The 23,027-nt window shown below is 65.4% G+C and carries 15 protein-coding genes and 1 tRNA gene; 11 read left to right on the top strand and 5 right to left on the bottom strand.

The features are described 5' to 3' along the window. Positions 1 to 3: 3 nt before the first annotated feature. A complete protein-coding gene (locus CXZ05_RS16425) occupies positions 4 to 1,308 on the bottom strand; it encodes a M20/M25/M40 family metallo-hydrolase (protein WP_102973611.1) in 1,305 nt (434 codons plus the stop codon). A 194-nt stretch (positions 1,309 to 1,502) separates the two neighbouring features. Between CXZ05_RS16425 and CXZ05_RS16420 the strand changes: the two genes are divergently transcribed. Next, positions 1,503 to 1,585: transfer RNA gene (locus CXZ05_RS16420), tRNA-Leu, on the top strand. Positions 1,586 to 1,895: 310 nt separating this feature from the next. Here CXZ05_RS16420 and CXZ05_RS16415 read toward each other — a convergent pair. Continuing rightward, positions 1,896 to 7,874 (bottom strand): Ig-like domain-containing protein, encoded by a 5,979-nt coding sequence (locus tag CXZ05_RS16415; RefSeq protein WP_180987423.1) that lies wholly within the window; start codon positions 7,872 to 7,874, stop codon positions 1,896 to 1,898. 285 nt (positions 7,875 to 8,159) lie between these two features. On the opposite strand from CXZ05_RS16415, the gene CXZ05_RS16410 reads away from it, so the two are divergent. The 5 genes from CXZ05_RS16410 to CXZ05_RS16390 all read left to right on the top strand — a co-directional run bounded on the left by CXZ05_RS16410 (position 8,160) and on the right by CXZ05_RS16390 (position 17,366). Continuing rightward, entirely contained in the window at positions 8,160 to 8,531 is a 372-nt protein-coding gene (locus CXZ05_RS16410; RefSeq protein WP_258006622.1) for a DUF3311 domain-containing protein, read from the top strand. Beyond that, positions 8,528 to 10,201, top strand: a complete 1,674-nt coding sequence (gene mctP / locus CXZ05_RS16405) for a monocarboxylate uptake permease MctP (protein ID WP_102973609.1) — start codon at positions 8,528 to 8,530, stop codon at positions 10,199 to 10,201. The genes CXZ05_RS16410 and mctP overlap by 4 nt, the downstream gene beginning before the upstream one ends. A 387-nt stretch (positions 10,202 to 10,588) precedes the next feature. Next, complete coding sequence (locus tag CXZ05_RS16400; RefSeq protein ID WP_258006621.1) at positions 10,589 to 13,744, top strand: efflux RND transporter permease subunit; 3,156 nt, start codon at positions 10,589 to 10,591, stop codon at positions 13,742 to 13,744. Between the two features lie 15 nt (positions 13,745 to 13,759). Then, positions 13,760 to 14,215: a hypothetical protein gene (locus CXZ05_RS16395; RefSeq protein ID WP_102973608.1), complete on the top strand. Its 456-nt coding sequence runs from the start codon at positions 13,760 to 13,762 to the stop codon at positions 14,213 to 14,215. Position 14,216: 1 nt separating this feature from the next. After that, positions 14,217 to 17,366, top strand: coding sequence for an efflux RND transporter permease subunit (locus CXZ05_RS16390; RefSeq protein ID WP_102973607.1), 3,150 nt, complete (start codon positions 14,217 to 14,219; stop codon positions 17,364 to 17,366). An 82-nt stretch (positions 17,367 to 17,448) separates the two neighbouring features. Here CXZ05_RS16390 and CXZ05_RS16385 read toward each other — a convergent pair whose 3' ends face one another. Then, on the bottom strand, positions 17,449 to 17,901 hold the full coding sequence (locus CXZ05_RS16385; protein ID WP_102973606.1) for an SRPBCC family protein: 453 nt from the start codon (positions 17,899 to 17,901) through the stop codon (positions 17,449 to 17,451). An 82-nt stretch (positions 17,902 to 17,983) separates the two neighbouring features. Here CXZ05_RS16385 and CXZ05_RS16380 point away from each other — a divergent pair, with 82 nt between their 5' ends. Then, positions 17,984 to 18,523: a hypothetical protein gene (locus CXZ05_RS16380; RefSeq protein ID WP_146033104.1), complete on the top strand. Its 540-nt coding sequence runs from the start codon at positions 17,984 to 17,986 to the stop codon at positions 18,521 to 18,523. A 210-nt stretch (positions 18,524 to 18,733) separates the two neighbouring features. On the opposite strand, the gene CXZ05_RS16375 is transcribed toward CXZ05_RS16380, so the two are convergent. Together CXZ05_RS16375 and CXZ05_RS16370 are read right to left on the bottom strand one after the other, a co-directional pair. Further along, complete coding sequence (locus CXZ05_RS16375) at positions 18,734 to 18,931, bottom strand: hypothetical protein (protein WP_102973604.1); 198 nt, start codon at positions 18,929 to 18,931, stop codon at positions 18,734 to 18,736. Between the two features lie 123 nt (positions 18,932 to 19,054). Beyond that, the gene (locus tag CXZ05_RS16370; RefSeq protein WP_102973603.1) at positions 19,055 to 19,519 is read right to left on the bottom strand and encodes a GatB/YqeY domain-containing protein; all 465 of its coding nucleotides are present in this window, start codon (positions 19,517 to 19,519) and stop codon (positions 19,055 to 19,057) included. 157 nt (positions 19,520 to 19,676) lie between these two features. Between CXZ05_RS16370 and CXZ05_RS23150 the strand changes: the two genes are divergently transcribed. Genes CXZ05_RS23150 through CXZ05_RS16355 form a run of 4 tightly spaced genes read left to right on the top strand, consistent with a single transcriptional unit; the run spans position 19,677 to position 23,002 of the window. Then, complete coding sequence (locus CXZ05_RS23150; protein WP_180987422.1) at positions 19,677 to 19,835, top strand: hypothetical protein; 159 nt, start codon at positions 19,677 to 19,679, stop codon at positions 19,833 to 19,835. A 40-nt stretch (positions 19,836 to 19,875) separates the two neighbouring features. Further along, the gene (locus CXZ05_RS16365) at positions 19,876 to 20,640 is read left to right on the top strand and encodes a M50 family metallopeptidase (RefSeq protein ID WP_102973602.1); all 765 of its coding nucleotides are present in this window, start codon (positions 19,876 to 19,878) and stop codon (positions 20,638 to 20,640) included. Positions 20,641 to 20,649: 9 nt separating this feature from the next. Beyond that, positions 20,650 to 21,861, top strand: a complete 1,212-nt coding sequence (locus CXZ05_RS16360) for a glutathione S-transferase family protein (RefSeq protein ID WP_102973601.1) — start codon at positions 20,650 to 20,652, stop codon at positions 21,859 to 21,861. A gap of 19 nt (positions 21,862 to 21,880) precedes the next feature. Next, the gene (locus CXZ05_RS16355) at positions 21,881 to 23,002 is read left to right on the top strand and encodes an aromatic acid exporter family protein (protein WP_258006620.1); all 1,122 of its coding nucleotides are present in this window, start codon (positions 21,881 to 21,883) and stop codon (positions 23,000 to 23,002) included. The last annotated feature ends 25 nt before the right edge of the window (positions 23,003 to 23,027 follow it).

Below are 23,027 nucleotides of genomic sequence, written 5' to 3'. Positions count from 1 at the left end.
TCCTCAGTAGTTGGTGAGCAGCGTGTTCAGGACGCGTGCCCCGAACTTCAACGAATCGGCCGGGACGCGCTCGTCAACGCCGTGGAACATGCCGGTGAAGTCGAGGTCGTCCGGCAGCTGCAGGGGCGCGAAGCCATAGCCTGTGATGCCGAGTTTGCTGAGCGCCTTGTTGTCGGTTCCGCCGGACAGCGTGTAGGGCAGGACCTTCGCGCCGGGGTCCTCGGAGTGCAGGGCGTCGATCATCGAGTCAACGAGGTTGCCGGAGAACGGCACTTCCAGGGAGACATCCTGGTGGACGTAGCTGACGTCGACGCCGCTGCCCGCCAGTTCACGGACGATCTCCAGGACGTGCTCCTGCTGGCCCGGCAGGGTCCGGCAGTCCACCAGAGCTTCGGCCGATTCGGGAATGACGTTGTGCTTGTAGCCGCCCCTCAGGAGCGTCGGGTTGGAGGTGTTCTGCAGCGTCGCGCCCACGAAGCGTGCCACAGTGCCCAGTTCCTTCAGCAGCCGCTCGGGGTTGTCGGGATCAAACTCGACGCCGGTCAGTTCGGTCACGCCGTCGAGGAACTGGCGTGTGGTGGCCGTCAGCTCGATGGGCCACTCGTACTCGCCGATGCGGGTCACGGCGGCGGCGAGCCGTGTAATGGCGTTGTCCGTGCTGATCTGGGACCCGTGGCCGGCGCGGCCGTGGGCCACGAGGCGCAGCCACGAGATGCCCTTCTCCGCGGTCTGGAGGAGGTACGTGCGCTGGCCGCCGATGGTGGCGGAGAACCCGCCCACCTCGGAGATGGCCTCGGTGGCCCCCTCGAACAGTTCGGGCCGGTGCTTTACCGCGAACTGGGAACCGTGAGCGCCGCCGGCTTCCTCGTCTGCGAAGAACGCGAAGATGATGTCCCGCTTCGGCTTGCGGCCGGTGCGGGCAAAGTCCCGCAGGACGGACAGGATCATGGCGTCCATGTCCTTCATGTCCACCGCGCCGCGGCCCCAGATCAGCCCGTCCTTGAGTTCGGCGCCAAACGGGTCCACTGACCACTGCTCACGGAGGGCGGGCACCACGTCCAGGTGGCCGTGGACCACGAGGGCGCTTGCGGAGGGGTCCTCCCCCGCCATGCGGGTGACCACGCTGGCCCGGCCCGGCTCGGACTCGAAGATTTCCGCGTCCAGCCCCACCTCGCTGATGAGGCCTGCGGTGTATTCGGCCGCGGCACGTTCGCCGGGACCCGAACCATCCCCGTAGTTGGATGAATCGATGCGGATGAGCTCCTGGCAGATGGTGACGACTTCATCCTCTGGCCGGATCTGTGTCATTGATCACTCCTTGTAGCGGGAAAAACGCGGATTCATGCGGGCTGGGGCGGATTTTGGCTACCCGAACACCCAGGTTCAGCCTACCCAGTCCGCTCGATTCCATCTTTCCGGAAAGTTCGTGTTAGAGTTTTTCTCGCTGCTTCGGAGAGATGCGAACCGCTGAAAGGCGGAGAGAGTCCTCCGAAATACCACCTGCGCGGGTGGCGGAATGGCAGACGCGCTAGCTTGAGGTGCTAGTCCTCGAAAGGGGGTGGGGGTTCAAGTCCCCCTCCGCGCACAAAGGGAAGCCCCGGGAATCCATTGGATTCCCGGGGCTTTTTCGTTCTCCGAAACTACGGGATGCATGTCCATCCAGGCGTGTGTCGAAATGCGACATCCGGCAGTCTTGGTCTCTGGCCCTGCGCCACCACATCCATGCAGGAATCTCCGAGACAGCTGTCCTCTCCGCAATCGACGAGATCAGGTATGCCCACGTCACATTGACCTGCACCGCTCCGTGGTTACGATGCTGCCCTGAAACGGCGAACGCCCCGGCCGCGGGAGCGGCCGGGGCGTTCAGCTTGACAGTCTGGGGTCCGAAGGCGGCGTCAGCAGGCCGGAACCCCCGAATCCACGGGCCCGTCGGTCGGACGGATCCAGAGGTTGTTGATCACCTTGTACCAAACATTGCTCGTGGACCCGGTGGGGCGGCCCGTGGCTCCGTCGTAGATGGTGTATGCGGCACCGGTGGTTACGCACTGGACCTGCACCCGCGTGCCCTGCGCCACGAAGGTTCCGCCACCGGCGGCACAATTGGCCGCTGTGTCCGGAGAAGAGGTGCCGTTGGTGGGCCATTCGCAGGTACCGGGACTCGCCGTGCCGTTGTCCACCACGAGGTACTTCGCCGGGGCTGTCCTTCCGGTCGCCGAGACCGCTGTGCGCTGGCCGAGGTCATCCACGACTGTAACGGTGATGGAGATGGATTGGTCGTACCCGTTACCGGTGGTGACGGATCCTCCCCCGGCACCCAACGTGCCTGACTTCCCGTCCGATGACTGGTACTCCAGTGCCACGACCCGGCGTCCGTTGTTGACTACGGCACCGACGTCGAACCTCACGGTCGTGGTCACAGTAACGGGGTTGATACTCGCCGCATGCGGTTTGCCGTACGGCGCCACCGGGTTGGAGTTGGTGACCGGCCCTTCGTAGGTGGCACCGTCCGCGCTGTTAACGGCGCGCACCCCGATGGTGTAGTTGCCGTTGTTGGGCACACCGGACCGGATGACCTTGTCAGGCGGCACTGCCATGAAGCTGCTTCCGTTGACCTGGTACTGGTAGCTCGGTGTCGCACCGTTGCCCGCGGCCGCACCAAAGGAAAGCTGCACCGCGTTGTCCAATGGATCGGCCCGGACGCCGGGGACGGCACCAGGCGCGCCGAAAGCGCGGCGGGGGTCCGACGGCGCACTGGCGGCTGACGTACCTGCCTTATTTTTGGCCACAACCGTGAAGGTGTAATCGGTGGCGGAGTTGCCGACGGTCACAGGCACGCTCAGCTGACTGCCGGACACGGTGCTGCTCGCTACCGTGGACCCACCCTGCATTGCGTTGACAGTGTAGGTGTCGATGGAGGCGCCGTTGTCCGCTGCGGGCGTCCACGACACCACCATGATCGATTCCGTCCCGCCGGAGGTGGTGCGGGTGGTGCTGGGCTTGCCGGGGGCACCCGGTACGCCGGCCGGGATGGCGCTGGCTGAATAGGCGCTCCACTCCGATGGATCCGGCGCCTTGTTGGAAGCCTGGATTCTGACCTGGTACGGCGTCCCGTTCTGGAGGCCCGTCCACCGGTGGGACGTTCCCGTGACCTTGCTTGCCCGGATGTTTCCTGCCGGAGGTGCGGGTGAGATCTCCAGGTTGTAGCTCTCCACCGGTGAACCGTTGCTCTTTGGAGGTACCCAGTTCACGGTGAGGGATCTGTCGCCAAAGACCAGGGCCGGCGCTGCCGGGGTATCCGGCTTCGCATCGGGACGGGCAGGTGCGGAACCGGGAGACGGCGCTGAGTCCCCCAGTTCGTTAGTGGCTACCACAGTGAAGGTGTACTCCACGTTGTTGGTCAGACCCGTGAGCGTGCACGTGGTGGCAGGGCACTGCTGCGAGAACCCTCCGCTGCCGCTGACCTTGTAACCGGTGATCGCTGCTCCGTTGTTGGCGGGCGGCGACCAGTTGAGGACGACGGTACGGTCACGCACCTCTCCGACAGTAGGCGTGGACGGGGCATCCGGCTTGTCCTTGACGGTGAGCCGGACGCGCCCGTCAACTTCGCGTTCCGCGTCCTGGGTCTTGTCCTGGATCCGGTAGCGGACCACCATTGTGCCCACGAACTCCTCGGCGGGCGTCACGACGACGACGCCGCCCTCCACTGCGGCCGTGCCCCTTCCGGTCTCGACGGCGGCGCTCAGGATTTTCAGCGGTGATTCCGGGAACGGGTTGATGTCGTTGTCCAGCACCGGTACCGGCTGTGATTGCCCGGCCCGGGCGCTGGCGATGACGTCGTCGTTCGCTGCGGCAAGCGGACGCTTCGACGCGACCACGCGGACGTCCACGGCACCTGCAACCGGTGCGCTGCGCCCGTCCGAGACGGTGACCCGCACGGTCAGCGTGCTGCCCTTTGTTGCGGTGCCCACGGTGGCTTTAAAGAGGCTGCCGTCCAGGGAGGCTTTGATCCCGGCGGGCGGTGTCCCTTGCAGCGCAAAGGTGAGCTTGTCCTTGTCCGCTTTGTCGACGTCCGTAGCCACCTGGCGCAGGTCCAGGGTGGATTCCTCGCCCACTGCAGCGTCCACGGTGCTGGAGGGGAAAGCTGGCGGATGGTTGCGCCCCGGGTCGGGCAGGACCCTGATGCCGACGGTCAGGACCGCCGTACGCCCGTCAGGGTCATCAACGCTCACGCCGTCGGTGACCTCGAGGGAAACTGCTGCCGGGCCTTTGTAGTCGTCGGCGGAAGTGAACACGATGGTGGTCGCGTCCTTCACGAGCGGAGCTCCATTGGAAGCGACCGCCTGGACCTTGGTGTCCTGGGTGATGCGGGGGCTCTTGCCGGCACGGACCACCACCAGGTCCCGCAGGTTCATCGTCAGCTGCTGGCCGCTGACCACTTCCAACGGTGCGGTGCTCCGCAGAGCGGGCGCCTGCCCTTGCAGGCCGGGTACCACGATGAACGCCGTTGAGCTGAGCTTGTCGACGTCGGTGACGGTGTACGCGATGATCTGCGGCTGGCTCTCCAGCCGCACCGAAACCTTGCCGGGCGCCGAGATGCTGGCAGTGGGTGCGGCTTCCGGGAAGGTTATCTTCAGTTCCGCGGCCACACCGTCCGGGTCTTCGTCGTTCTTCAGGACGGGGACTTCGACGACGGCCTTGCCCAGGGTCTCTGCGAACGCCACACGGTCGTCCCGAGCGACGGGCGCCAATGTGGCGGCGTCCTTGCGCACCTGGATTTTGAGGGTTCCGACGGCGGTGCCGCCGCGGCCATCGCTGATCTCGTACCGGACAATCGCGGTGGCGGAGGCTTCGGAAGGCGTCGGGGCGGTGAGTTGCACCCGTCCGTCGATGACCTCGGCCTTCAGTTCCGGGGCCGCTTCCAGCCGGTTGGCTACGAGGGTGACGTTATCGCCGTCGGGGTCGGAATCATTGGCCAGCACGTCCACTGCCACATGCCGCCCCGGGAGAACGGTGATGCTGTCCTCAACGGCCCTGGGGCGCTGGTTGGATCCCGGCGCGGGTGCGATGCCCACGGCCACACTGGCGGTGGACCGTGCCCCGAACCGGTCCTCGACCACGTAGGTGAAGGTGTCCTGTCCGGCGGCGTTCGTTGGCGCCGTGTATTCGACATAGTGGGCACCCACCGCCGCTGTTCCCTTGCGCGGTGCCTGCTCCAGCCCCACCAAGGTGACAGAGTCTCCGTCGGGATCAATGCCGTCCAGGGGAATGGCGATCCTCGTCGTGTTGCCGGCTACGACCCGACCGGTGACATTGTGGGGAAGCGGCCTGGAGTTCGTTCCCTCGCCGCGAATGTGAATGGTCACCTGCGCCGAGTCTTCCTGCCCGTCCGGGCCGGCGACAGCGTAGATCGCGTGCACCGTTCCTCCGGCTCTGCCTGCCTTGAAGCGAAGCACGTCCCCCGACACTGCGAGGAGGCCTTGGGCGGGGGTGATTCCCTGGACGAGCACCGGCTTGAGCTTCAGCTTGGCGCCATTCGGGTGGGCGTCATTGGCAAGCACGGCGATGGTGGCCACGTCGTTGGCCCGCACTGTGATTTCATCCGGGGCCGCGACAGGCGGGAGCAGTTTGGCGGGCGCCGGAATGGGCAGGATGGTGACCTGCCCGGTTGCGCTGGCCACGCCGTTGGACACTGTGTACGTCAGGCTGGTGGGCGCAGTCAGGCCACGGACGTCGGTAATGCGCAGGATCTGGTGATTGACGACGGCGACGGCTACTGCCGTATTCCGGGGAAGCCCGACGGACTGGATCACAAGGACGCCACCGGCCGGGTCCGAGTCGTTGGCGAGCGCGTCCAGCAGCACTTCGCCGCCGACCGGCAGCAGAGCTGTATCAGCGACGGCGACCGGTTCACCCCGCCCCGCCCCGGCAGCACTGACATCGATCCGCACAAGTCCCTCAGAGCTGTCCGGTCCATTGGTCACCAGATAGGTCACGTAATACGTTCCGGCGTTGGATGCGCGGAATGTGAAGGTCCCCGCCTGGTAGTCGGGGGTGATTGCCTGCTCCTTGGCGCCTGCCACGCGTGTCAGCCGCAGTCCTTCGCCAGTGGGGTCGCTGTCATTCTTCAGCGGAGAAACCAGAATGTCCTGCCCGGCGGTACCCGAAACGTGGTCCGCGTTGGCCTTCGGCGGAAGGTCGCCTTTGGCGCGGACGTCCACCACCACTGTGCCCTCGACCTGGTCCCGGCCGTCGGAGACAGTTATCACGACGTCATTTTTGCCCAGGGTTGATCCCACGTCCTTGAAGGTCAAAAGGCCGTCCGCCCGGGTACGCACCTGGTCGCCTTCACTGGAAGGGCGTGCTCCCAGAAGCAGCAGGTCATCGCCATCGGGATCGGTCCAGTCGGTGAGGACGTTCTGGGAGATGCTTTTGCCCTGCTCCAAGATGATCGTGGGTACGCGTTTCTGTTTCGGCGGCCCGTTGGTGGCTGAGTCCCGTACGGTTAAGGTGACCGTGGCTCCGGCGGTGCCGCCGCGGCCGTCACTGGCCAGGTACCGGAACTGCGACGTTCCGGTCGCATTGGCCGGCACCTTCACTTGCAGGCCGGTTCCGTTGTAGACGGCCTGCACGCTGCCGACGTCGGGGTTGTCGCCCTGGAGCTGGACGGTGAGGACGTCTCCGTCCGGGTCCGAGTCGTTGTCCAGGACTGGCAGAAGCGTAGTCCGGCCGGGCCGCACTCCGAACTGGTCATCAGCGGCGGAGGGCGGCCGGTTCTCCTTGGTGCGGTCCGGGAGAGTGTCCACCAGGTTGTCTTCCGCGGCGGGGTCGTCCTGGTCCTCGGTTTTGTTCGGCGGCGGAATGATCTCGTCCCAGTTGGCTACGAGCCGCATGTTCTCGGTGACCAGCCAGACGTTCCCGGACGTGACGTCGTTTAGAACCACGATGTCCCGGTTGACGCGAAAGACCAGGTTGGAGCGGGCGGTTGCGCCAGGGATGTCAGCCCTCCGGCTATCAGCAGTGTTAGTGCAATCCCGCAGATATTTGCCTGCCCCGGACCACGCTGCGTAGACACAGCCGTTGACATGGACCGGGGTGGCAGGTGTTCCCGATGTTCCGAGCTCCACAACCGTCGCCGCCGAACCGTCCAGGGGCTGCTTGATCAGGGCCTTCTTTGTGGAGACGGCGACGAAGTCCGATGCAGGGCCGCTTTGCTGCAGCTTGGCCTCCGCCGCGTCCGGCAGCTGAGCCAGCCGGCCGGACGGAAGGTGGAGGGTTCCGGCATCGGCGTCGAATATAACGGGCTGGTCCCCGACGGCGGCGACCTGGACGTGTTCTTTATTGCGGATCGACTGGTGCTGGACGGTGTTGCGGGAATCCACTCCGCCGGTCGCATTCACACGAAGGGAAGTCACCTCCCCGCGCGCGGGGTCCGCGGCGTAAACGACGTCGTCGGCTCCTACCGTCGCGACGATGCCTTTGGCATCGCTCAGGACAGGTTCCTGGGAATCGAAGTCGACAGAGCCGAGCATGCTGCTCTGTGTCACCCAGAGACGGCCCGAGCCCGGATCAGCCAGCGCCACCGCTTTTTCCCCGAAAGCCGGGACCGCCGATCCCGGAAGCTGCTGGGGCGGTTCAAGGGTGACGTCGGAGACCTTGACCCGGCCCAGGGAGGCGTTGCCGCGGTCGGACACGAGCACGCTGCTGCTGTGCTGTAGGACGTCGAAGTCGGCGCTGGCTGCCATGAGGCCGCCATCCAAAGTTTTCGACTGGAAGTTCAGGTGCCCCACGAGGTTCATGTCGGAATTGGTTACCCACACGCCGCCGTCATTCAGGTCGATCTGCGTCGTCCGGAATCCCGGGTGGATGACTGCCACTGCCACAAGCAGCCCAATTGCCGAAAACGTCGTTGCCGACGCCAGTGCGCGTTGTTTTGCACGCGTCAATAAACGAAGCGGCATCTGTCCCCCAGTCTCGTGATTAGCCCCAAGCAAATATACGCAGTTATGGAGCCAGCGTTGGAGCCGAGGGCCACCACGGGCTCTTCCCGACTGCCACCGGCGGGCGTACAAAGGAACTGGAGGGCAACAGTTGTAACCTCCGCCTCACCGCTCTCCGGAGGTCCCGGAGCCCGGGAGACGGGCTGACAAGGAGGTCGTGGGGTGTCCCATCAAGATCGTCCTGACCCGGCACGGCGCCCCATCCCAGGGGCTCCCCCGGGCGCCGGACAGCCGACCCGCAACACAGCTACCCGCGGCCCGGCGCGCCGCGGGCGGTACGTCATCGCCGGCGTACTACTTTCGGTGGCGATCATTCTCCCGCTCATGCCGCAGACCTACTCGTTCAACGCCCCAACCCTGGGCGGCATGCCTTTCTTCTACTGGTACCAGCTGCTCTGGGTTCCCATTTCCGCAGGCTTGAGCGGCGTGGCCTACTGGCTGGTGACCACGGAAGACCGGCGACGGCGGGCGGCGGCCCGCGCGGGCGATGGCGGCCTCGACGGCGACGCCACGAACGGAGATGAGCGGCCATGAACGGCCGCGAGATCAACTGGGTCGCCCTCATCATTGTGGTGCTGCTCTTCGTCGCAGTCGCCGTCATGGGCTTTATGGCGGCCCGGTGGCGCCGGACAGCGGAGAGTGAGGGGCTGCACAGCCTGGATGAGTGGGGGCTCGGCGGACGCGGCTTCGGGACGTGGATCACGTGGTTCCTGCTGGGCGGCGACCTCTACACCGCCTACACGTTCGTTGCGGTCCCTGCGGCGATGTGGGCCACCGGCGCCGTCAGCGGCTTCTTCGCGGTGCCGTACACGATCGTCCTCTACCCGATTATCTTCATCATCATGAGCCGGCTCTGGTCGGTGTCCCACCGGCACGGCTACGTTACGTCGGCAGACTTGGTGGGCGGCCGTTACGGGAGCCGTTGGCTGTCCCTTGCCGTCGCCGTCACCGGCATCGTGGCAACCATGCCTTACATCGCCCTGCAGCTCGTGGGCATCAAGGCTGTCCTCACCGTGCTCGGCCTGGGCAGCTCCGAGAACGTGCTCCTGACAGACCTGCCGCTCATTCTCGCGTTCGTCGTGCTGGCGGCATACACCTATACCTCGGGGTTGCGGGCACCGGCGATGATAGCTGTCGTCAAGGACCTGCTTATCTATCTCGCGGTGATCGTCGCGGTCATCTACCTGCCGATCAAGTTCGGCGGGTGGGACGCGATCTTCGGAGCAGCGAAGACGAAGCTGGACACCGTGAATGAGGCGACGGGGAAGCCCACCGGGGTGTTCATCCCATCGGCCGCGAGCTACTCGGCCTACTGGACGCTGGCGCTCGGGTCGGCCATGGCGCTGTTCATGTACCCGCACTCCATCACCGGCGTGCTCGCGTCCAAGGAGCGCAACACGATCCGGCGCAACGCCGCGATTCTGCCTCTGTACTCCCTCATGCTGGGCTTCCTCGCACTGCTGGGTTTCGTGGCCATCAAGGCCGGCACCAGGCCGATCGACCTCAACGGGTCGGTCAACCCCCAGCTCGTGGTCCCGCAGCTCTTCCTGGACCACTTCCCCGCCTGGTTCGCCGGGGTGGCCCTGGCAGCCATCGCCATCGGGGCGCTGGTACCGGCCGCGATCATGTCCATCGCCGCGGCGAACATGTTTACGCGCAATATCTACCGGGACTTCATCCGGCCTGATGTCGACCCCAAGACAGAGGCAAAGGTGTCCAAGATCGTCTCCCTTGTGGTAAAGGTCGGCGCGCTCATTTTCGTTATTGCCATGGACCAGTCCGCGGCCATCAACATGCAGCTGCTGGGCGGCATCTGGATTCTGCAGACGTTCCCCGCTGTTGTCGCAGGCCTCTACACGCGGTGGTTTGACCGGTGGGCGCTGCTGGCCGGATGGGCCGTGGGCATAGCCTTCGGCACGGTCTCGGCCTACAATGTCCTCAATCCCGTCACGCACGCACACTTCGGCGGCTCCACGGCTCCCGTCCCTGGGACCGACTTCACGGTCTACATCGCCGTGTCGGCGTTCGTGCTCAACCTGGTTGTCGCCGTCGTACTTACCTTAGTGCTGCGCGCACTCAAGGTGCCCCAGGGAGAGGACAAGACGCGTCGGTCTGACTACGGCGCTGATGAAACGGACCCGAAGGTTGTGGAGATCGAGCGGACCCAGCGTTTCGTCGAACCCGGAGGGCCGTCACCGGTGTAGCCGGCCAGGGGCCTGGGGACCGATTTCTATAACCTCGAGGAAGAGCTGGTTCGGGTCGCTGCTGACTCGTAGGAGTCACCTGCTGAAAAAATAGTTGCTCGAGGCATTGACGTTGCGCCTCGTAGGGGCCACGATTCTGCTAGACGTTTGGGGGGCGCGAAGGCAGTAGCAATGGAGCCGCGCCGTGAACATCTATTTTGCAGTTGAGACTTTTTTCCCCGGTCACCTCAGCGTAGATCTGACCGTGAACCCGCACACAAGGCGTCCTGAAACGCAAAGAACCGCTGGACTGTCCACCAAACACCGACATCGCCGTCGGTATGGCGGCACTCCCAGCCTTTCATTGCCCGTGAAATCAGCGGGGATGACATTGGCGGTGAAAAGGCCATGATGGGCGCCATTCTCGGCTGGGTTCTGCAGTTCCGGATCCTTGTCCTGGTCGTGGCCGCCGGCGTCCTCGGGTACGGCTTCACCGCCCTGCCCACCATGCCGGTTGACGCCTTCCCCGAGTTCGCACCGCCGCAGGTCGAAATACAGACCGAGGCCCTGGGGCTCTCTGCCGGTGAAGTCGAACAGCTCATCACGTCACCCATGGAGGCCGACCTCCTCAACGGAGTGGCATGGGTGGAGGCGATCCGTTCCAAGTCACTTCCCGGCCTGTCCTCGATCCAGTTGGTCTTCCAGCCGGGTACGGACATGTTCCGGGCACGCCAGCTCGTCGCTGAGCGCCTGACCCAGGCCAGGGCGCTGCCCAACGTGTCGGCAGCACCCGTGCTCATGCAACCACTGTCTTCCACCAGCCGGGTAATGATGGTCAGGCTCACGTCCAAGGACATGTCCCCCATCGACATGTCCGTGCTGGCGCGGTGGACCATGAAGCCCGCGCTTTTGGCCGTTCCCGGAGTAGCGAACATTTCCATCTGGGGCCAGCGCGACCAGCAGTTGCAGGTACTCGTGGACCCCAAGCAGCTGGAAGCCAAGGGCGTGACACTGGACCAGGTCATCAGGACCACGGGTAACTCCGTGTGGGTGTCCCCGTTGAGCTACCTTGAGGCCTCAACGCCGGGCACGGGCGGCTTTCTGGAGACGGGACATCAGCGGCTGGGCGTCCAGCATGTCCTTCCCATCACCACTCCCGAGGACCTCGGAAAAGTCAGCATCCAGGGCAGCACTGACAAATTGCTCCTGGGGGACGTCGCACAGGTCCAGACTGATCATCAGCCGTTGATTGGTGATGCGCAGCCCGGCCAGGACGCTGAGCTGTTGCTGGTAATTGAGAAGTTCCCGGAGACAAACACCGCGGACGTCACAAAAGGGCTCGACGAGACTATGCGCGAGCTCCAGGCCGGGCTACCCGGCGTAACCGCCGACACCACCGTGTACCGGCAGGAGTCGTACGTCGAGCAGGAAATGGGCACCCTTGGTGTCGCGCTGCTTGTCACGCTACTGCTGGTCGCGGCGGCATTCGGAGTGATCTTCCGGTCCTGGCGCAGCGCACTGATCACCCTGATCACCGTACCGCTCTCGCTCATTGCTGCGGCCCTGCTGCTAACCCTGCGCGGGGCCGGGCTCAACACCCTGGTCTTCGCCGGCATGATCCTCGCTCTGACCGTCATCATCGGGGATGTAGCGGAAGACCTGAACTCCGCCGCCAGGGCCTACCGGGCATCCAAGGCAACCGGCCTCGGGGATTCGAGGATCGCCCTGCTTGCGGGTGCGTTACGGCCAGTCCGCACCTCGCTGTTCTACGCCCTGCTGATCATGGCGCTGAGCGTGCTCCCCATGCTCTTTGTCCCTGGCCAAAACGGCGCCATGTTCGGGCCCCTGGTAATTGCATATCTGCTCGCCCTGGCGGTCGCCATGGTCGTGGCCCTCACAGTGACAGCGGCCCTGACGTTCTTCCTGCCGCCGGCATCAGCGGCCCCGGGCCGCGAGCGCCAGGCCATGCAGCGCCTCCGTATCCGGTATGGGCGGGCACTGTCCCGCCGGCCCGGCAAGCCCGCGTTGGTCCTTGCCGCCGCGGCAGTCATGGCGCTCGCCGCCCTGGCGTTGGCGCCGCAGCTGGTCCCCAACCACCCTGTGGTGCCGGTGCTGGCAGACAACACGCTGGTGGTCCAGTGGAGGGCCGCGCCTGGCACCTCCGACCAGGAGATGGTCCGGATCACCGACACCGCGGCCCGCGAAGTGCGGGCGGTGCAGGGCGTCTCCAATGTGGCCACCGAGGTTGGGCGCGCCATTACGTCCGACCACGTGGGAGACATCAGTTCCGGGGAGCTGTGGGTGGGAGTGGCAAAGGATGCCTCGTACTCCAGCACCCTTGAGGACGTACAAAGGGTCGTGGCCGGGTACCCAGGGCTGAGCGCAACGGTCTCCACCTACCCGCAACAGAAAATCGACCAGATCCGGGAAGCTGCCGATTCCGGATTCGGGGTCAGGGTCTACGGCGTAGACATGGCCACCCTCCGGGCAAAGGCCGAGGAAGTGCGGCAGGTTCTCGCGCACACGGCCGGTGTGGTAAATCCCCGCGTTGATGCCGCCATCGAACAGCCGACCGTCCAGGTCAAGGTGGACCTGGCGAAAGCACAGAAGGCAGGGGTCATACCCGGCGATGTCCGGCGTGCGGCGGCCGCGCTGCTGCAGGGCATCGAAGTGGGTAACGTCTACGAGCAGCAGAAGGTCTTCTCCGTGGTGGTCAAGGGAACGCCTGCAACCCGGAACAGCCTCACCAGCGTCAGCGAGCTGCTGATCGACACTCCCAAAGGCGGGCATGTGCGTCTTGGCGACGTCGCCGAGGTCAGTATCGTTCCAAACGATGCGGTCATCGTGCATGACGACACTTCCCGGCGCGTGGATGTAAAGGCGGACATCCAGGGGCGCGGGCTGGCTGATGTGCAGCAGGACATCGAAAGAGGCCTGCAGCAGATCCAGTTCCCGGTGGCCTACCACGCGGAGATCCTCACCCGGTTCGCGCAGCAGCAGTCGGCCTTCCAGTGGCTGTGGCTGCTGGCAGCCGTAGCTGCCTTCGGCATCCTGGTTCTGCTGCAGACAGCGCTGGGCGGGTGGCGGCTTGCAGCCGCCGTATTCCTCGGACTGATCGCATCCCTCTCGGGCGGTGTCATTGCCGCCCTGGCAGACGGCGGGGCCAACTACCTGGCGGCGTTTGTCGCGTTCTCTGCCATCCTGGGCATAGCAGTCCGCAGCTGCCTGCTGCTCGCCGGCGAGGTCAGGAACCTCCGCGCCAGGCATGGCGAAGCCACGGGGCCCGCCCTCGTTATCCGTGCCGCACGCAACAGGCTCAAGCCGACCCTCGCGTCCGTGGTGACCACCGCCGCCGCCCTGCTTCCGCTCGTTCTCCTGGGCGGTGTGACAGGAACTGAGGTCATCCAGCCAATCGCCATCATCATCTGGGGCGGCCTGCTGACCACCACCCTTTTCGTCCTGTTCGTGCTCCCCGCAATCCTGCTCCGCTTCGAAGGCAGCCAGGCAGGGACACGAACAGCAACGACACAACCCGCAGTTGCCGACGCCCGCACGGGCTTGTGAAAGCCGGAATACATCATGACAACGACTACGCCGCGGGTGCGCGGCCTGATGGTTCTTACCGTCCTGGGTCTCCTGACCCAGGCATTGCCGGCATGCAGCCAGCCACCGTCTGAGGCTCCGGCAGCCGGCGACGTTGCCGCGAGCCTTGAGGAGGTACCCGGGACCGACCTTAAGCGCATCACGCTGAACGAACGCGCCGCCGGGAACATCGGCCTCCAGACGTCGACGACGAAGCTGGATGCCAAGAGCGGGAAACTCACTGCCCCCTATCTGGCAATCCTCTACGACAGTGAAGGAAAAACCTGGGTCTACACAATTGCCGGCCCCCGCGTCTATGTCCGCCAATCCGTCACAGTGGATCGGATCGACGGCGAGCTGGCCACGCTAAGCGACGGTCCGGCCCCGGGCACGACTGTGGTCACTCTGGGGGCCGAAGAGCTCTTCGGCGCTGAACTGGACGTGGCGAGCTGACATGCGGTGGATCGTAGGAATAAGCCTCAGGTTCAGGACGATAGTCGTTGCCCTTGCCTGCGTGGTGATGCTGCTGGGATCCGTCCAGCTCAGTAAGGCATCGCTGGATGTTTTCCCGGAGTTCGCGCCCCCGCGGGTCGAGGTCCAGACGGCCTGCCTGGGGCTCACGGCCCAGGAGGTCGAGGAACTCGTCTCAGTGCCGATCGAGGCGTCCCTCTCCGGAATGCCGGGCCTGGATGAGCTGAGGTCAAAATCGGTGCCCCAGCTGTCCTCGATCGTCCTGATCTTCAAACAGGGGACCGACCTGCTCAACGCCCGGCAGCAGGTTTCCGAGCGGATGGCTTCCGTGACGTCGGCCCTGCCCACGTGGGCCGCTCCCCCCGTGATGCTGCAGCCGCTTTCCTCGACCAGCCGCGTCATGAAAATCGGGATGACGTCGTCCAACCGGTCCCTGATCGAGATGTCCATGCTGTCGTACTGGACCATCCGGGCCCGGCTGCTGCGGGTCCCGGGCGTGGCCAACGTGGCCATCTGGGGCGAGCGGCTCCAGATGCTGCAGGTGCAGGTCCAGCCTGAGCGGCTCAAAGCCAAGAATGTCTCGCTCAACCAGGTCATGGAAGTAACGGCCGGGGCTGTGGACGCCGGCCTGCTCCAGTACTCACCCGGAAAATTCATCGGCACCGGCGGCTTCGTCGGCAGCCCGAACCAGCAGATGAGCATCCGCCACGTCCAGCCGATCACGAGCCCCGAGGATCTGGCCCGGGTGACCATCCGCGAAGACCACGGCACCGCACTGCACCTGGGTGACGTTGCCAGGGTGGTGGAGGACCATCAGCCGCTGATCGGTGATGCAGTTATCAACAACGGTCATGGACTGATGCTTATTGTTGAGAAGCTCCCGTGGGGCAACACGCTCGAGGTGACCAAAGGCGTTGAGGAAGCCCTCCACGAACTTCAGCCGGGTATGAGCGGTGTCACCTTTGACACCACCATCTTCCGTCCGGCGAGCTTCATCGAGGAGGCAGTTTCCAACCTCAGCCTCGCCCTCCTCCTGGGCTGCCTGCTGGTGGTCATGATCCTGAGCGCCTTCCTGTTCCAGTGGCGGACAGCGCTCATCAGCCTGATCGCCATTCCGCTCTCCCTGCTCACCGCCGTCATGGTGCTGTACCTCACCGGCGGTTCGGTCAACACGATGATCCTGGCCGGGCTGGTCATTGCGGTGGGGGTCGTCGTCGACGACGCGATCATCGACGTCGAAAACATCATGCGCCGATTGCGGCAGCACCGCAGCCGCGGCGGCGGCGAATCGACGGCCTCTGTGGTGCTGAAGGCCTCCCTGGAAATGCGGAGTCCTATCGTCTACGCCACCCTGATCATTGTGGTGGCCGCCCTGCCGATATTTTTCCTGGACGGGCTCACGGGGGTATTCTTCAGGCCTCTTGCCGTCTCCTACACTCTGGCCGTCCTCGCCTCGATGCTGGTGGCGCTCACCGTGACGCCGGCACTTGCCCTGATCCTGTTGGCCAGGGCAAAACTGGAGCAACTCGATCCGCCGCTGGTCCGCGTGCTCAAACGCGGCTACCACGCGCTACTGTCCCGCATCATGAACCGGCCGCGATATGGCTACGCCGGGTTCGGGGCTCTCGCGCTGGTCGGTCTGGCGATCGCCCCGCTGCTTGGGCAGTCCTTGTTTCCCACGTTCAAGGAACGCGACTTCCTGATGCACTGGGTGTCGGAACCCGGCACGTCGGCGGCGGAGGAATACCGGATTGCCCAGCGGGGCTGCGCCGCGTTCCTCAAGGTGCCCGGGGTCCTCAACTGCGGAACGCATATCGGCCAGGCCTTCCAGGCTGACGAGATAGTTGGCGTCAATGCCGGTGAACACTGGATCAGCATCGACCGCCACGCCAATTACGAGCAGACGGTCGCAGCCGTCCAGGAGGTCGTGGACGGATACCCGGGCCTGCACCGCGACGTGCAGACCTACCTGAAGGAGAGGATCGAAGAGGTCCTGACGGGGGCCAGCGAACCCATCCTCGTCCGGGTTTACGGTGACGATCTTGCCGTGCTGCGTGAGCAGGCCCAGAGGATCAAGGGAATCCTCAGTGAGATAGAAGGGACCGACGATCCCCATATCTCCCTGGAAGTCGACGTACCGCAGATTACCGTCAAAGTGAACCTGGCGGCGGCGGAAAAGTTTGGCCTTAAGCCCGGGGACGTGCGACGCGCTGCTGCGACCCTCGTGGCCGGGGAAGAGGTGGGCGACGTCTTCCGGGACGGACGGGCCTACGACGTCCAGGTGTGGAGCACACCGGAGACGCGGGCAAACGTCACCAGCATCGAGGACCTGCCCATAGATACGCCGGGCGGACAGCGCGTGCGCCTCGCCGACGTTGCCGACGTCAACGTGCAGGCCACCCCGAACCTCATCGACCGCACCAACGGGTCCCGCAGGGTCGAGGTTGGGTCCTTCATCGACCCCGGGGCGGACCTCGGCCACGTTGTCACACAGCTGCAGGAACGCCTGAAGTCCCTCAACCTGCCCGTAGGCTACAGCGTCCAGCTCCTGGGCGAATATACGGAGCGGCAGGCGGCCACGGAGCGCCTGACGATTCTCGCTGTCGCGGCGCTGATTCTGATCCTCGTGCTCCTGCAGGCGTCGTTCCGCAGCTGGCGGTTGGCGATCCTCGCCCTCCTGACCTTGCCTATTGCACTCGTCGGAGGAGTCCTGGCTGCGTATTTCACCGGCGGGGTACTGTCGCTGGGCTCGCTCGTGGGGTTCCTGACAGTCATGGGAATCGCCGCCCGGAACGGCATCCTGCTCATCAGCCACTGCCTGCATCTGGAAAGGATCGAGGGGGTTCCGTTCAACGGCTCGCTCGTGCTGAGGGGCGCCGGTGAACGGCTCTCCCCGATCCTTATGACCACCCTTGCCACCGGGCTCGCCCTGGTGCCCCTGGTCGTCATGGGGGACGTGCCCGGGCATGAGATCGAATACCCGATGGCCGTGGTCATCCTCGGCGGACTCCTGACCTCCACGCTGCTGAACCTGTTTATTGTGCCGTCGCTCTATCTGCGGTTCGCCCAGTCGAGGAAATCCCGGAAGGCGGCAGAACAGGAGCTCGCCCTGCAGAAACTCGCAGTTCAGTAGGCACCGCAGTTCAGTAGGCAGCGCAGTTCAGTGGGCAGAGTTCAGTAGCCAGAGTCCCTGTGCTTGACCGCCGGAGCATCATTCAGCCCGTGCTCCCGGCGGTCAGGTGCAGGTTGCGCGCCTCGATGAGCCTACGGAGGTAGCGTGCAAGGAAGAGTTTCTCCGCCGCGCGTCCCAGGAGCCCAAACAGCGCCGCGAAGTCGATCCGGTCCACCATGACGGTTCCGCCCGGGACTTCACTGAATTCGTGGACGTGGCGAAAGCGAAGGAACGGCCCCCGGACCTGTTCATCGACGAAGTAGTGAGGTGCCTGCATCTCCGCAATCCGGCTCGTCATCCGTATCGGCAGCCCGAAGTGCCAGGCACGCCAGGTCACCTCCTGCCCCAAGGCGATAAGCCCCGACGTGACGCCTCCAACGGCTTCCTCCCGGGAACGGGCCATCGAGTCCTTGTGGGCGTCGATGCTCCGGGAGAGGTTGAACAGCTCGGTCATCCCGAGGGTTGTCCGCGAGGTGCATTCGAAGGTGACGGCCATGATCAGAGTATGCCAGCAGTTTCACCGGCGCGTTGACAGCCCTGAACGCTTGCCCTCGGTACGGTTCACGTAGGCTCGGGGCATGTCAGGTCTTGGGCGAACACGGCAGGCACGCATACTTTTGGCAGGCCTGCTCGTGTCCGGCAGCATAGCCGGCTGCGAATACGCAACCGAACGAGATACGCCGGCGGATGCCGTGTCACCCGCCACGCGGCGCCCGGCGCGGCCGGCAGAGGATCCCGCGCTGGCTGCCCGCATCGCCAGCAACCGGGTCAAACTGGACCAGCTCCTTGGCAGCGCACCGGCCACCGGCCTCGTCCTGGCCGACTCCGTACTTGTCGGCGGCCAGTCCCTCGGCTCTTCCAAGACCGGACAGGTACCGGCGGCCGGCCACTACACGATCAGCTTCGCGTGCATTGGCGCCCCGGACGCGCAACTGACGGTCAGCCAGGCGAACCAGGCGGGCTCTGAGATCGTGGAGACTGCGTTCGACTGCGGGGAGGTTTCGGAGCACGTGGCCGACCTGAAGCGCGGTCCAATCCAGGCGCAACTGCTGCGGCTCGAGTCCGGGCAGCCCTCGGGCGCCGTGGCGGGCTTTCGGATCACGTCCCGCGGCCGCTGATAGGCAGGGCGCTCCTGCCGTCTTCGCGCCGCAGAAAGGCGCCGGGTCCACGGAGACCGCGCACTCGACGACGGCCTGGCGCACCTCGTTCGCAAGCTGTCAGAGGCAGGCATCCCCCTGGCCGCGGCCCGATCATCGCGGCGGCAGGCCTCCTTTAGCAGAAGGCAGAAAGAAAGGTCCCGCACCGGCGGGGCCTTTCTTTTGCTGTGCCTATGCGTTCTCGCGGACGCGGTCAGGCTCACGGTCAGCGGTTTCCTCCAGCCGGGCGAGGTAGGCCCACATCCTGCTTTCCTCTGCCTGCACCTGGGGTTCGGGGGTCTCGGCCGGCCTTGCTTCCGGGCGTCCCTCGGCCTCCTTGGCCGCTTCCTTCCTGTAATTCCGCCATCCCTCACACGATGAATAGCACATCACCGACCTCCTAACAGTTGATGTACTTTCATCGTCCTCCCATTGCCGGGAAGTGTCGATCGCCGTTCAGTGTCGATTGGCAGGCAGCGTCGACGGCTTGAAGGTTGCCCCGCCCCAGCCTGCTCAGGTCAGCCGCTGGCGGACGATATCGCTCACGGACTTGCCGTCGAAACGGCCTGCCACCCGGGCCGTGACCGGCTTCATCACGGCGCCCATGTGCCGCACGGACAGCTCCGTGCCGTCCGCCCGCAAACCCTCGATGACCTCGTCCACGATGCCCTCCACCTCGGCGGCGGTGAGGGCCTTCGGAAGGTATGTCTCAATAACCTCTGCTTCGGCGACTTCCGCGGCGGCCCGCTCCATTTCTCCCGCCTCGGTGTAAATGCGGGCGGTGTCGCGCCGTTTCGCCGCCTCCTTCTGCAGCAGTGCCGTCACCTGCGTGTCGTCGAGCTCCACCGGCGTCTTGCCCGACTTCTCCCGGGTCTCGATCTCGCCCAGGACGCTGCGCACAGTGCCCAGGGCCACCTTGTTGTGCTCCTTCAGGTGTGCAACGACGTCCCCGTGCAGGCGTTCCTTCAGCGTGGCCATGATGTCCTTCTCTCGGGATTCGTGTGTACCTCAATCGTGGACCCCGGCCGGGCTGCACTGCTAGAACCCCGCACTGCATCGGACCGGCAGCGTCCGGACCAGGTGTTGCCGCGTGTCTTTCGCTCCTGCCGACGGCCTTCGCACATATGTTCTATGTATGGAAGAGGAACATCCCGGTGAACTTGCCGGGCAGATGTCTATCAATGAGCTCCTTATCGCGATGGGCGAAGACCCGGTGGAAAGCATGCTGCATCTGGTGGTCCCTGACGACGCCTCATCGCTGATGGAGGATCCGCCTACCCTGCCCGGGCTGTGAGAGGGGCCCGAAAGCCAATGCCCCTGTAGCCTTGATTCCTATGGTTTATGTGCAAGTCCCCGGCCCGTCCCTGCCCGAACAATGGTGGGACCGGGTGGCTGCCGGATTCACCCAGGCCGCTGTTCCCGCGGTCTCCGTCACTGAGCTCCTCGCGGTCGTGCTCATCGCGGCGGCGTTGTCCGTTCCCAATGCCACATGGCGATATTTCGGACTGCTCGCCACGGTGACTCATGAACTGGGGCACGCCTTTGCTGCCCTGACCAGCGGCCAGCGGCTGGGCGGCATCCGGCTGCAGCTGAATCACGGCGGCACCACCACGTCCTATACGCGGGGACGCGCCGCCGCTGTGTGGTCAGGGTTCTGGGGCTATCCCGTTCCCGGAGTGACCGGCGCCGCCTTGGTATGGGCGGGCTTCAGCGGCTGGGGCCCGGCCGCCATGTCTTCAGGACTGCTGATCCTGCTGGCGTCGCTGATCTTCATCCGCAACGCCGCGGGCGTGCTCATCCTCCTTGGGGCGGTGGTGGCGGTGGCGGCCATGATCATCAATGTGCCGGCCGCGTTCACCGGCCACGTGGCCATCATCCTGGGCGTGGCCCTTCTCGTTGCTGCCGTCCGGGACCTTCTCAAGCTGACCAATGTGCACCTCCGCCGCCGCGACCAGCTGCGGTCCTCCGACGCCTATATCCTCTACCGCGCCACGGCAGTGCCCTCCGGCGTCTGGATTGCCCTGTTCTCCCTGGTGGTGGCGGCCTGCTGGCTACTTGCCTGGCAGCCGATGTCGCGGGTTTTTGGGGCGGCAACATAGTCTGGATCCATGAGTGAGAAGACCAGCACAGTCGAAGCACACGGCAAGGGACGCCACGCAGGCGAACCGCGCAGCCGGGAACTGCACGCTGCGGAGCCCCGCAGCACAGAACAACACGGCACAGAACAACACGGCGCGGAACAACACGGCACAGCACAACGCGGCGCGGATCAACACAGTGCCGATCAACACAGCACCAAGGGCGCGTACGTCACCGGCGGCGAGTTCACCCGGGACACTAACTACATCGAGGACCGCATCACCCGGGACGGTACGCCTGGCCCGAACGGTGAACCAGGCTGGCCCGTGGAGCCGGGCCGCTACCGGCTGATTGCCGCGCGGGCATGCCCGTGGGCCAACCGCACCGTCATCGTCCGGAGGCTCCTGGGGCTCGAGGACGTCATCAGCCTCGGCCAGCCCGGCCCCACCCACGATGCCCGGTCCTGGAGCTTTGACCTGGACGCTGACGGCAAGGACCCCGTGCTGGGCATCGAGCGGCTGCAGGAAGCCTACTTCCGCCGTTTCCCGGACTACCCCCGCGGCATCACGGTTCCCGCTGTGGTGGACATTGCCAGCGGCGCGGTGGTGACCAACAACTACCCGCAGATCACGCTGGACTTCTCCACGGAATGGACCGCGTTCCACCGCACGGGTGCGCCGCAGCTTTACCCGGAGCATCTGCGCGGGGAAATCGACAGCGTCAGCAAGCGCGTCTTCACCGAGGTCAACAACGGTGTCTACAGGTGCGGCTTCGCCGGGTCGCAGGAGGCCTACGATACTGCCTACACCCGGCTGTGGAACGCGATGGACTGGCTCGAGGAACGGCTCACCGGCCAGAGATACCTGGTGGGCGACTCCATCACCGAGGCGGACGTCCGGCTCTTCACCACGCTGGCGCGCTTCGATGCCGTCTACCACGGCCACTTCAAGTGCAACCGGAACAAGCTCAGCGAAATGCCGGCGCTGTGGGCTTATGCCCGGGACCTGTTCCAGACGCCTGGCTTCGGGGACACCATCGACTTCGTGCAGATCAAACAGCACTACTACATAGTGCACGAGGACATCAATCCCACGCAGATTGTCCCCGCGGGTCCGGACCTGACCGGGTGGCTGACCGCCCATGGCAGGGAGTCCCTCGGAGGAAGCCCCTTCGGCGATGGGACTCCGCCGGGGCCGGTGAAGGCCGGCGAGGAAGTGGCCGCCGGCCACGGAGCCGGTTAGCGCCGCAGGGCCGGGCCCTATGAGCACCTCGAAACAGCACCAGGCAGCTGCCCGTGATTCGCTGCCGCGGAGGATCTGGCGGTCGGCGGCCACCCGCGTTGCAAGGGCCCTCGCCGCGCCGCGCCTTCAACTTGCCGCCAAGGCGGGGCTGGCGGCCGGCATCGCGTTTTGGGCGGCGCCCCTCATGCCCGGGGGCGCCGCCCACTATGCGTACTATGCCCCGCTCGGCGCACTGGTGGCCATGTACGAGAACGTGTCTGGTTCGATACGCCAGGGCTTCCAGACCCTGGTGGGGCTGGGAGCCGGCATCGGCCTGGCGTTCCTCCTCTTCAGTTTTGGAGCCACGCCTGTCAGCGTGGCAGCGGTCATGGCACTCGGCGTCCTGCTTGCGGGGCTGCCGCGCCTGGGCGCCGGCCGGGACTGGATTCCGACGGCGGCCCTGCTGGTGCTGCTCGTCGGCAGGCAGAACCCGGACGATTTCTCCTTCGGCTACCTGCTGCAGATGGGGGTGGGTGTGGTGGTCGGCGTTGCCGTCAACCTGCTCGTGTTTCCGCCGCTGCACTTCAACGCCGCCGCCCTCAGCCTCGCGGAGCTCCGGTTGTCGCTGGCCCGCCAGCTGTCAGACATGGGCGCGGCGATGCACGAAAAATGGCCGCCCGAACACGAGGACTGGTCGCGCAGGTCCGAGGATCTGGCGCAGTCGGCCCGCTCGGTGCGGGCGGCGGTGCAGAAGGCTGACGCGAGCAGGGCGGCAAACCCGCGGCGCCGCCTCCATCCGCGCGACGTGGACAAGGACTACCAGAGCGTACGCGACCTTGAGCACATCACCTTCCACATCCAGGACATGACAGAGGTGCTTGCGGACGTCATTTGGAGCGAGGACATGCCCTTCACGATCCCCCTGCCCTACAGCGAGCCGCTCGCGGAGGCGCTTTCCGCCGTGGGTGAGGTGCTTCGTTCGGCGGAGGAGGACGACGCCGACCGGCAGGCCGAGCTCTACCAGACGGCCCGCTCGGCAGTCGCCTCGCTCGAGGACCGCACCGCGTCCGAGGACACTGAAGCTGGCACTCCGAGCGCCGCAGGATCAATCCTGCTGAGCCTGCACCGCATCCTGCGCGTGGCCAACCCGAAAGGCAGGTAGTCCCGGCTGCAGCACGTCCGCCGTG

The sequence above is a fragment of the Arthrobacter sp. AFG20 genome (genome assembly GCF_002892795.1).
Lineage (GTDB): Bacteria > Actinomycetota > Actinomycetes > Actinomycetales > Micrococcaceae > Arthrobacter.
This window is presented reverse-complemented; position numbering and strand designations above follow the sequence as displayed.

Coding starts and splice junctions, on each gene's coding strand:
- CXZ05_RS16425 (WP_102973611.1), bottom strand. CDS start 1,308: ATGACACAGATCCGGCCAGAGGATGAAGTCGTCACCATCTGCCAGGAG.
- mctP (WP_102973609.1), top strand. CDS start 8,528: ATGAACGGCCGCGAGATCAACTGGGTCGCCCTCATCATTGTGGTGCTG.
- CXZ05_RS16400 (WP_258006621.1), top strand. CDS start 10,589: ATGATGGGCGCCATTCTCGGCTGGGTTCTGCAGTTCCGGATCCTTGTC.
- CXZ05_RS16395 (WP_102973608.1), top strand. CDS start 13,760: ATGACAACGACTACGCCGCGGGTGCGCGGCCTGATGGTTCTTACCGTC.
- CXZ05_RS16390 (WP_102973607.1), top strand. CDS start 14,217: ATGCGGTGGATCGTAGGAATAAGCCTCAGGTTCAGGACGATAGTCGTT.
- CXZ05_RS16385 (WP_102973606.1), bottom strand. CDS start 17,901: ATGGCCGTCACCTTCGAATGCACCTCGCGGACAACCCTCGGGATGACC.
- CXZ05_RS16380 (WP_146033104.1), top strand. CDS start 17,984: ATGTCAGGTCTTGGGCGAACACGGCAGGCACGCATACTTTTGGCAGGC.
- CXZ05_RS16375 (WP_102973604.1), bottom strand. CDS start 18,931: ATGTGCTATTCATCGTGTGAGGGATGGCGGAATTACAGGAAGGAAGCG.
- CXZ05_RS16370 (WP_102973603.1), bottom strand. CDS start 19,519: ATGGCCACGCTGAAGGAACGCCTGCACGGGGACGTCGTTGCACACCTG.
- CXZ05_RS23150 (WP_180987422.1), top strand. CDS start 19,677: ATGGAAGAGGAACATCCCGGTGAACTTGCCGGGCAGATGTCTATCAAT.
- CXZ05_RS16365 (WP_102973602.1), top strand. CDS start 19,876: ATGGTTTATGTGCAAGTCCCCGGCCCGTCCCTGCCCGAACAATGGTGG.
- CXZ05_RS16360 (WP_102973601.1), top strand. CDS start 20,650: ATGAGTGAGAAGACCAGCACAGTCGAAGCACACGGCAAGGGACGCCAC.
- CXZ05_RS16355 (WP_258006620.1), top strand. CDS start 21,881: ATGAGCACCTCGAAACAGCACCAGGCAGCTGCCCGTGATTCGCTGCCG.